A 2297-nucleotide genomic window follows, 5' to 3' on the forward strand; every position below is an offset into this window, starting at 1 on the left:
GTGGGAACCCCGGCACGCGTACGGGTGAGACGGCTTTGGCCTCGGCCGTCAGGGGCTGTCGCCCTGCCAGTCGAAGCGCCGCGCATCCGCGACACGCGGCCCGTACAGCGCCCGGCCGCCGGTCCCGTAGCGGCCGAGTTCGGTGGGCAGAGCCGCGCCTTCGTGAAGCTGCCCGGCCGTCCAGCCGGTGACGTCCAGCAGCAGCCCGTCGAGCGGACCGCCGACCAGTTCGACGTAGGCGCGCCCCGCTCGGGGCCCGGGATCTGGATCGTCGTGATCGGCTCCGTAGACACGCCCCCGCATGATCTGCTCGTCCATGTCCGGAAGCATCGCAGGCACCACTGACAGAGCGGTCAGCTCCCCGTTCCGTTCCGTCGCGGCCGGGACAGGACAGGTCCGTCACCGATCGACGCGTTCCGCTGTCACAGGCCGTGACGACGCTCGCCCATCGCCAGTACGGCGACGCGTGCTTCGTTCTCCGCAGAGAACGGGTTCCGGTAGGCGGCCACCGCCTGCCGGGTCTCCTCTGCGATCAGGTCGGCGTTGATCTGGGCGGCTGCGGCAGCACCCGCCGCCGCGGCCGCGCCGACCTGGGCGGCCGGGTCGGTGACGTTGCCCGCCACCCACACTCCGGAGACGTCGGTACGGCCCCCGGTGTCGCACGGGATGTGCTCACCGGCCCCCGACGGGTGCTGCGCCGGCCGCAGCCCGAGGTCCGCCAGGAAGCCGGCGCGCGCCACCATCCGCGGCGCGACCGCCACGGCTTCGCGGCCGACGACCGTGCCGTCGCTCAGCCGAACGCCCACGAGCCGGTCGTGGGCGGTCTCCAGCGACGCCACCTCACCGTCCACCACGCGGATGCCGCGGGCCGCCAGTTGTTCCGCCTGCTCGGCGGTGGGCGGAGCCATCGTGTGGGAGAAGAACGTGACGTCGTCGCTCCACTGCCGGAACAGCAGCGCCTGGTGAACCGACAGCGGCCCGGCCGCCAGCACCCCGATGGCCCGGTCGCGGATCTCCCAGCCGTGGCAGTACGGGCAGTGCACCACGTCCCTGCCCCAGCGGGCCCGCAGTCCCGCAACATCCGGCAGCTCGTCGACCAGCCCGGTGGCCACCAGCAGTCGGCGGGCCCGGACGCACCTGCCGTCGGCCAGCGCCACCTCGAAGCCCCCTTCGACGGGACCGCCGTCGTCACGACTCACCGTGGCGACCTCGCCGGACACCACCTGACCGCCGTATGCCCGGACCTCCGCCCGGCCGCGCGCCAGCAACTCGGCCGGCCGCACACCGTCCCGGGCCAGCAGTCCGTGCACACCCTCCGCCGGAGCGTTGCGCGGAGCGCCCGCGTCGATCACCACCACCGACCGGCGCGCCCGGGCGAGCATCATCGCCCCGCTCAGCCCGGCGGCCCCGCCGCCGAGTACCACCACGTCATAGCCGTCTCTCAGCTGATCGGTCACCTTGACCACCTCCACGACGACCCTGCGCGCTCGCGGCCGTTACGGCAAGCATGTTTGCCGTAACGGCAAACCGGCACCGGATCGGCGACTCCGAATGCACCGCCGCGCTCCGTTCCCTGGCGGGCCGGTTCGCGACCGGCCGCAGACCGGCCTCCGCTGCTGTGGCGACGGCGTGCGCGCTGCGGACCGTACGTACGGCGCAGGCTGCTTCTTCGCCCCACAGGCGGGCGGGACTTGGGCGGCATCGCCCTGTGCGACCCTTGATCCGCAGTCGCGTGGCTACGGGGCCCTCGGGCAGGGCGGGTTGCGCGAGGGGCGGGACGTGGAGTGCGGCGGCGGAGGCGAGGATCGGCGATGGCGAAGACCTACCGGATCGGTGCGGGCACGAAGGCGGTGAACGCCGTGTTCCGTGCGATGACGCGCCTGGGCCTTGGGAAGGGATACCGGCACATCCTGACCGTGGTGGGCAGGACGACCGGCCGTCCGTACTCGATTCCGGTCGACGTCATGGCGGCCGACGGGCGCCGCTGGCTGGTGGCGGCCTACGGAGTCACGGGCTGGGTACGCAATGTGCGGGTGAACGGCGACGTCACCCTCAGCAGGGGTGGCCGCTCCGAGCGTCTGCGGGTCGTGGAGCTGGACGCGCAGCGATGCGTGCCGGTGCTGAGGCAGTACCTGCGCGAGGTCCCGGTGACCCGTCCGTACTTCGATGTGAACGCGACCTCCACGGACGAGGAGTTCGCCGCCGAGTCCAGGCGTCATCCGGTCTTCCTGCTGCGGCAACCGACGTGAGCCGTGTGAGCCGTGCCGACCGTGGCCGGCCGGCTCGTCGGATTCGTC

At 72.8% G+C, this 2297-nt stretch carries 3 protein-coding genes; 1 reads left to right on the top strand and 2 read right to left on the bottom strand.

Annotation, left to right across the window (positions count from 1 at the left end):
• Nucleotides 1–48: 48 nt before the first annotated feature.
• Together ABZ070_RS36885 and ABZ070_RS36890 are read right to left on the bottom strand one after the other, a co-directional pair.
• On the bottom strand, nucleotides 49–318 hold the full coding sequence (locus tag ABZ070_RS36885) for a hypothetical protein (RefSeq protein WP_356640520.1): 270 nt from the start codon (nucleotides 316–318) through the stop codon (nucleotides 49–51).
• A 104-nt stretch (nucleotides 319–422) separates the two neighbouring features.
• The gene (locus ABZ070_RS36890) at nucleotides 423–1457 is read right to left on the bottom strand and encodes an NAD(P)/FAD-dependent oxidoreductase (protein ID WP_356640522.1); all 1035 of its coding nucleotides are present in this window, start codon (nucleotides 1455–1457) and stop codon (nucleotides 423–425) included.
• Between the two features lie 354 nt (nucleotides 1458–1811).
• Between ABZ070_RS36890 and ABZ070_RS36895 the strand changes: the two genes are divergently transcribed.
• On the top strand, nucleotides 1812–2249 hold the full coding sequence (locus ABZ070_RS36895) for a nitroreductase family deazaflavin-dependent oxidoreductase (protein WP_356640524.1): 438 nt from the start codon (nucleotides 1812–1814) through the stop codon (nucleotides 2247–2249).
• The last annotated feature ends 48 nt before the right edge of the window (nucleotides 2250–2297 follow it).

The sequence above is a fragment of the Streptomyces sp. NPDC006283 genome, from assembly GCF_040613325.1.
Lineage (GTDB): Bacteria > Actinomycetota > Actinomycetes > Streptomycetales > Streptomycetaceae > Streptomyces.